The 6,508-nt window shown below is 75.1% G+C and carries 6 protein-coding genes; 4 read left to right on the top strand and 2 right to left on the bottom strand.

Annotation, left to right across the window (positions count from 1 at the left end; genetic code table 11):
* Positions 1-36: 36 nt before the first annotated feature.
* Positions 37-1,038, bottom strand: coding sequence for a UDP-glucose 4-epimerase GalE (galE, locus tag G1H19_RS01460; protein ID WP_152731703.1), 1,002 nt, complete (start codon positions 1,036-1,038; stop codon positions 37-39).
* Between the two features lie 77 nt (positions 1,039-1,115).
* Here galE and hisC point away from each other — a divergent pair, with 77 nt between their 5' ends.
* The 4 genes from hisC to G1H19_RS01440 are packed head-to-tail and all read left to right on the top strand — an operon-like array spanning position 1,116 to position 5,060.
* The gene (hisC, locus tag G1H19_RS01455) at positions 1,116-2,237 is read left to right on the top strand and encodes a histidinol-phosphate transaminase (protein ID WP_235928199.1); all 1,122 of its coding nucleotides are present in this window, start codon (positions 1,116-1,118) and stop codon (positions 2,235-2,237) included.
* Positions 2,238-2,264: 27 nt separating this feature from the next.
* Positions 2,265-3,287: a tryptophan--tRNA ligase gene (trpS, locus tag G1H19_RS01450; protein ID WP_152731704.1), complete on the top strand. Its 1,023-nt coding sequence runs from the start codon at positions 2,265-2,267 to the stop codon at positions 3,285-3,287.
* Positions 3,284-3,901 (top strand): 2'-5' RNA ligase family protein, encoded by a 618-nt coding sequence (locus G1H19_RS01445; protein WP_235928200.1) that lies wholly within the window; start codon positions 3,284-3,286, stop codon positions 3,899-3,901. Before trpS ends, G1H19_RS01445 begins: the two co-directional genes overlap by 4 nt.
* Before the next feature lie 34 nt (positions 3,902-3,935).
* Complete coding sequence (locus tag G1H19_RS01440; protein WP_152731705.1) at positions 3,936-5,060, top strand: YihY/virulence factor BrkB family protein; 1,125 nt, start codon at positions 3,936-3,938, stop codon at positions 5,058-5,060.
* A gap of 110 nt (positions 5,061-5,170) precedes the next feature.
* On the opposite strand, the gene G1H19_RS01435 is transcribed toward G1H19_RS01440, so the two are convergent.
* Positions 5,171-6,463: a D-alanyl-D-alanine carboxypeptidase family protein gene (locus tag G1H19_RS01435; protein ID WP_152731706.1), complete on the bottom strand. Its 1,293-nt coding sequence runs from the start codon at positions 6,461-6,463 to the stop codon at positions 5,171-5,173.
* Positions 6,464-6,508: the final 45 nt, after the last annotated feature.

The following is a 6,508-nucleotide window of genomic DNA, read 5'->3' as shown; positions in this document are numbered from 1 at the left end:
CGGCGCCGGGGAGCTGGCGCGGGAGGGGCGGGGCGGTCAGCCGCGCTGGTCGGCGACGTCCGCTGCGCTCGGGGTGTCGCCGCTGTCCAGGGCGCGGGTGGTCTCCCAGGCGTCGCGGACGATGCCGGTCAGGTCGGTGTGCACCGGGGCCCAGCCGAGGTCGGCGCGGATCCGGTCGCTGCTGGCCACCAGCTGGGCCGGGTCACCGGCCCGCCGCTGGCCGACGACCACCGGCACCGGGTGTCCGGTGACCTCGCGGACGGCGTCGACCACCTGCTGCACGGAGAACCCGGTGCCGTTGCCCAGGTTGTAGACCCGGTGCTCGCCCGGCGCGGGGGCGGGCAGCGCGAGCAGGTGCGCGGCGGCCAGGTCGTGCACGTGCACGTAGTCGCGGATGCAGGTGCCGTCCGGGGTCGGGTAGTCCTGGCCGAAGACGGTCAGCGACTCCCGGGTGCCGGCGGCGACCTGCAGGGCCAGCGGGATCAGGTGCGTCTCGGTGGCGTGCCGCTCGCCGAGGCCGTACGCGGCGCCCGCGACGTTGAAGTAGCGCAGGCTGACCGCGGCGAAGCCGTGGGCCACGGCGTAGGAGGTCAGCATGTGGTCCACGGCGAGCTTGCTGGCGCCGTAGGTGTTGGTCGGCCGGGTGGGCGCGTCCTCCCGGATGGGCACCGACTCGGGCTCGCCGTAGGTGGCCGCGGTGGAGGAGAACACGATGCGCCGGCAGTCGACCGCCCGCATGGCCTCCAGCAGCGCCAGCGAGCCGCCCACGTTGGTGTGCCAGTAGTCCTCCGGCTCGCGCTGGGACACCCCCACCAGGCTCTTCGCCGCGAAGTGCAGCACCGCCTCCGGGCGCACCTCGGCCAGCACCGGGGAGGAGTCGTGCAGCCCCGCCTGCACGAAGCGCGCGCCGTCGGGCACGGCGTCGGCGTGACCGGTGGAGCAGTCGTCCAGCACGGTCACCTCGTGGCCGGCCTCGAGCAGGGCAGCGGTGACTACGCTGCCGATGTAGCCGGCACCACCGGCGACGAGTACGCGCATGGCCGTGAGCGTAGAGAGCGCACCCGGGTTCCGGCGCAGCGCATCGCAGCACCAGCCAGGAGGAGACGATCGCCGTGGTGAGCCCCCGTCCCGCCGTCCAGGCGCTGCCGACCTACCGGCCGGGGCGCAACCCGGCCGACCTGGCCCGAGAGATCGGCGTCGCCCGCGCGGTGAAGCTGGCCAGCAACGAGGTGTCGTTCCCGCCGCTGCCGGCCGTGCTGCAGGCGGTGACCAGCACGATGGCCGAGTCCAACCGGTACCCGGACAACGCGGCGGTGGTGCTCACCGGCGCGCTCGCCGAGCGGTACGGCGTCGACCCCGAGCAGGTGGTGATCGGCTCGGGCGCGGTGACGCTGTGCCAGCAGCTGGCCCAGTCCTTCGCCGACCCGGGCACGAGCATGGCGTTCGCCTGGCGGTCGTTCGAGATGTACCCGCTGCTGGCCCAGGTCGCCGGCGCGCGCGACGTGCGGGTGCCGCTGGTGCCCGGCCGCCCCGGCGGCCCGGCCGACACCCACGACCTGACCGCGCTGGCCGCCGCGGTCGACGACACCACCCGGGTGGTGTTCGTCTGCAACCCCAACAACCCCACCGGGACGGCGGTCCGGGGGCCTGCGCTGGAGCGCTTCCTGGACGCCGTCCCGACCAGCACGCTGGTGGTGCTGGACGAGGCCTACCGGGAGTTCGTCACCGATCCCGAGGTGCCCGACGGCGTGGACGTGATGCGCGGGCGGCCCAACGTGGCGGTGCTGCGCACGTTCAGCAAGGCGTGGGGGCTGGCCGGGCTGCGGGTGGGCTACCTGCTGGCCGAGGACCCCGCGGTGGCCGAGGCCGTGCGCAAGACCAACGTGCCGTTCAGCGTCTCGCTGGTCGCCCAGGCCGCGGCCGTCGCCGCGCTGGACAGCGAGGACGAGGTGCGGGCCCGGTGCGCCACGGTCACCGCCGAGCGCGCCCGGCTCACCGGCGAGCTGCGTGCCCGCGGGCTGGTGGTCGAGGACAGCCAGGCCAACTTCGTGTGGCTGCCGCTGGGGGAGCGGAGCGCCGAGGTGGCCGCGGAACTGGAGGCCCGGGCGGTGATCACCCGGCCGTTCCCGGGCGAGGGCGTGCGGGTGACCGTCGGCTCCGCCGAGGAGGACGACGTCTTCCTCGGCGCGTTGGACGACGTGCTGAGCAGCCGAGACCTGCTGCCTGCCGGAGCCTGACCGGTGGGCGGGGAGGTGCGTGGTTCGATGGCGGGCGTGCCTGCTCCCCGCGTGCTCTCCGGCATCCAGCCGACCGCCGACTCGTTCACCCTCGGGAACTACCTCGGTGCGCTCCGCCAGTGGGTGAGCATGCAGGACGACCACGACGCCTTCTACTGCGTCGTGGACCTGCACGCGATCACCGTCGAGCAGGACCCGGCCGTGCTGCGTCGCCGCACGCTCGTGGCCGCCGCGCAGCTGATCGCACTGGGCGTGGACCCGGCCAGCAGCACGCTGTTCGTGCAGAGCCACGTGCCCGAGCACGCGCAGCTCGGCTGGGTGATGCAGTGCCTGACCGGCTTCGGCGAGGCCAGCCGGATGACCCAGTTCAAGGACAAGAGCCAGCGCCAGGGCGCCGGGAGCACGAGCGTCGGGCTGTTCACCTACCCGGTCCTGCAGGCGGCCGACATCCTGCTGTACCAGGCCGAGCGCGTGCCGGTGGGTGAGGACCAGCGCCAGCACGTGGAGCTGACCCGCGACCTGGCCACCCGGTTCAACGGCCGGTACGGCGCGACCTTCACGTTGCCCGAGGCCTACATCCCGCCGGGCGCGGCCAAGGTGCTGGACCTGCAGACGCCGGAGAAGCAGATGAGCAAGAGCCTGCCGCCGTCGGGTGGCGTGTTCCTGCTCGACGACCCGAAGGTCACCGCGAAGAAGATCCGCTCCGCGGTCACCGACACCGGCCGCGAGGTCGTGGCCGACCCGGTCGGCAAGCCCGGGGTCACCAACCTGCTGGCGATCCACTCGGCGCTGTCCGGCCGCAGCACCGCCGAGCTGGAGGAGCACTTCACCGGCCGCGGCTACGGCGACCTGAAGAAGGAGCTGGCCGAGGTGGTCACCGACCACCTGGCGCCGGTGCAGGCGCGCACCACCGAGCTGCTCGCCGACACCGCGGAGCTGGAGCGGGTGCTCGCCGCGGGTGCCGCTCGGGCCCGAGAGGTGGCCGCGCCTGTCCTGGCCGACGTCTACGCCAAGGTGGGGTTCCTCCCACCGGCGGGGAGCGGTGCGTGAACGACGACACCTTCGTGCACCGGGCGGTCGACCCGGGTGAGCTGGCGGACAGGGCGGGGTCCGGGGGCAGGGCGGGAGACAGGGCGGGGGACACCGTCGTCGTCGGCGTGGTGGTGCCGGTGCCCGAGCCGTGGGCTCAGCTGCTGGTCGACTGGCGGGCCAAGGTGGGCGACCCGCAGGCCAGCATGGTGCCGCCGCACGTGACGCTGCTGCCGCCCACGGCGGTGCCGGTCGCCGAGCGGACGGCGGTGACCGAGCACCTGTGCCGGGTGGCCGCGGCGCACCCCGCCTTCGACGTGCACCTGGCCGGGACGGGCACCTTCCGGCCGATCTCGGAGGTGGTGTTCGTGGCCGTCGCGCTGGGCATCGCCGACTGCGAGCTCATCGCCGCCGACGTGCGCAGCGGCCCGCTGGAGCGCTCCTTGAACTTCCCCTACCACCCGCACGTGACCGTGGCCCAGGACGTGCCGACCGACATGCTGGACCTGGCGTACGCCGGGCTGTCGGAGGTGCAGGCCGAGTTCCGGGTCGACCACTTCCAGGAGTTCGAGCAGCGCCCCGGCGGTGAGTGGACGATCGCGCGCCGGTACCCGCTGACCGGCCCGCCCCGCTGAGCGGCGCCCGCGAGGGCCCCGCAGACTCGTCCCGGTGACCACACCCAGGACCGCGCCCCCGGCGTCGGACGGCGGCAACGTGATCACCCGTGCCGTCGCGGCCGGCACCGGGCTGGTGCACGCCGGACGGCGCCGCTCCCGCGCCTTCGACCACCTGGTGCACGCCGGTGGCCACTACAACCGCGCACAGGCCGACATGCTCGCCGCCGGCGTCACCTACTACGTGTTCCTCGCGCTGTTCCCGGTGCTCCTGCTGCTGGCCGCCGTCGCCGGGTTCGTGCTGTCCGGTGACCAACTCCTGCAGGCCCAGCTCACCCAGGCGGTGCGCGAGGCGGTGCCCGGCAGCACCGGGGTCTCCCTCGCCGAAGAGGTGGCGAGCGCGATCGACAGCCGCGGCCTGGTCGGGGTGATCGGCCTGGTGGGCTTCCTGCTGGTGGGCCTGGGCGCCATGGACAAGGTGCGCACCGGGATGGACGTCATCTGGCGCGGCCGGCCGGACCCGCCGGACTTCCTGCTCGACCGGGTCAAGGACCTCGGCGCGCTGCTCGGGTTCGGTGCGGCCGGGGCGCTGAGCATCGCGCTGACCGCGGCGACCACCGCGGCGTCGTCCCGGGTGCTGGCGGCGCTGGGGCTGGCCGACGTCTCCTGGCTGCCCTACGTGACCGCCGGTCTCGGCCTGCTACTGGCCCTCGCCGGGGACACCTTCGTGTTCCTGTGGCTGCTCAAGGGCGTGCCGGCGACGCCGTTCGGCTTCCGGGAGCTGTTGCCCGGCGCCCTGTTCGGCGCGGTGGGCTTCGAGGTGCTCAAGGCCGTGGGCGCCTACTACCTGGGGATCATCGGTGACAACGTCACCGCGCAGACCCTCGGCGGGTTCGTCGGCCTCGTCGTGTGGATCAACGTCGTCGCCCGGTTCGCCTTCTTCACCGCCTCCTGGACGGCGACCATCCCGCGGATCGAGGCGGCGCTGGAGCCGATCCGCGCCGACCGGCCGCAGCGGGTGGAGGTGCCGGTGCCCGCCGCCCGGGAGCCGCGGACGGCCTCGGTGCGGCTGGTGCGCACGGTGGCCGTGCTGGTCGGCGGGGGAGCCCTGGTCGGTGCGGCCGGCGCCCGGCTGCTGCCCGCCCTGCTGCGCCGGCGCGGCCGCCGCCCCGGCAGCTGACTCCCCCCACGTCTCTGCACAGAGAGCGCAAGCAGTGCGCTTTCTGTACAGAAAGTGCGGACCTCGGCTCTGTGCGCAGAGAGTGGAGGGGGGAAGGCGCTGCTCGTCGGTCAGGGGCGCGGCGGGCCGCTGCCCGGCGGCTGCCGCACCAGCGCCCGGCGCCGCCCGACCACGGTGGCCGCCACGATCGCCAGCGCGCCCACGCCCAGCCCGATCGGCACCAGCGGCGACTCGCCCCGGTCCGGCTGCGCCGCGGCGGCCGGGGTGGGGGCCGCCTGCCGGTCGGCCTCCCGGGAGGTGAGCACGCCGTCCTGGCCCGGGGTGGCCGACGGCACGGGTGCCGCGGTGGCCGTGCTGACCTCGCCCGGCTCGACCAGCCGGCCCACCCCGCCGCCGGCCGGGGTGGCGAAGCCCCAGTCCAGCAGCAGCTCGGCCTGGGTGGTGGTCGGCACCGGGGAGCGCTCGGCCTGCATGAGGCTGACCACCAGGCGCCGCCCGTCCCGCTCGGCAGCGGCCACGAAGGTGTGCCGTGCGGCGTCGGTGAAGCCGTTCTTGGCCCCGATCGTGCCGGGGTACTCGGTGAGCAGCGCGTCCTGGTTCTGGATCTGGTAGCCGGTGGTGATGCCCTCGACGCCCGGCATCTGCGCGGTCGGCGTCTGCATGATGGCCACGATCGCCGGGTCGAGGGCGAGCTGCCGCATGATCAGGGCCAGGTCGTACGGCGAGGACGACTGCCCGGCGACGTCCAGGCCCGAGGGTGTCCCGGCGACGGTGTCCAGGGCGCCGATCCGCTCCGCGGTGGCGTTCATCGCGGCGAGTGTGGGGGTGACCCCGCCGGCGGCCCGGGCCAGCGCGTTGGCGGCGTCGTTGCCCGACTGCATGACCATCGCCTGGAAGAGCAGCTGCACCGGGTACGCGCCGCCGCGCACCAGCCCGACCCGGCTGCCCTCGACGGCCTCGTCCTCGGTGGTGCCCTGCACGACCAGGGCCGGGTCGAGCTGGGGGTGCAGGGTGAGCAGCGTGAGGGTCTTGAGCGTGCTGGCCGGGTAGTAGCGGCCGTGCGGGTCCTGCGCGGCGAGCACCTCCCCGGTGCCGGCGTCGGCGACCAGCCAGCCGTGGGCGTCGATGCCCGGCGGCAGCGGCGGCGCCCCGGGCACGACCACCAGCCCCCGGGTGTCCAGCCCCGCCCCGCCCACGGTGCTGCCGTCCGGCGCGCTGCCCTGCGGGACGGCGGCCGGCGGCGCGGTGGGCGTGGGCGCCGCCGGGTCGACGGTCGGCCGTGCGGCGGCCTCGGCGAGCACCGGTGCGGCGTGGGCCGGCCACAGCGGCAGCGGACCGGCCACCAGCAGGCCGGCTGCCAGGGCCGCGACCAGCGGACGGACCAGGACCGACGGCGCGCGCATGGGTGCCCACGCTATCCGCGCCGCTGCCCGCGCGCGTGCCCGCGG

It is taken from the genome of Goekera deserti (genome assembly GCF_010685995.1).
Lineage (GTDB): Bacteria > Actinomycetota > Actinomycetes > Mycobacteriales > Geodermatophilaceae > Goekera > Goekera deserti.
The sequence above is the reverse complement of the archived record's forward strand: the minus strand, read 5'-3'. Positions and strand labels throughout refer to the sequence as shown.

What these genes read in the sequence shown, in the direction of transcription:
- galE (WP_152731703.1), bottom strand. Translation starts at nt 1,038, where the DNA reads ATGCGCGTACTCGTCGCCGGTGGTGCCGGCTACATCGGCAGCGTAGTC.
- trpS (WP_152731704.1), top strand. Translation starts at nt 2,265, where the DNA reads ATGGCGGGCGTGCCTGCTCCCCGCGTGCTCTCCGGCATCCAGCCGACC.
- G1H19_RS01435 (WP_152731706.1), bottom strand. Translation starts at nt 6,463, where the DNA reads ATGCGCGCGCCGTCGGTCCTGGTCCGTCCGCTGGTCGCGGCCCTGGCA.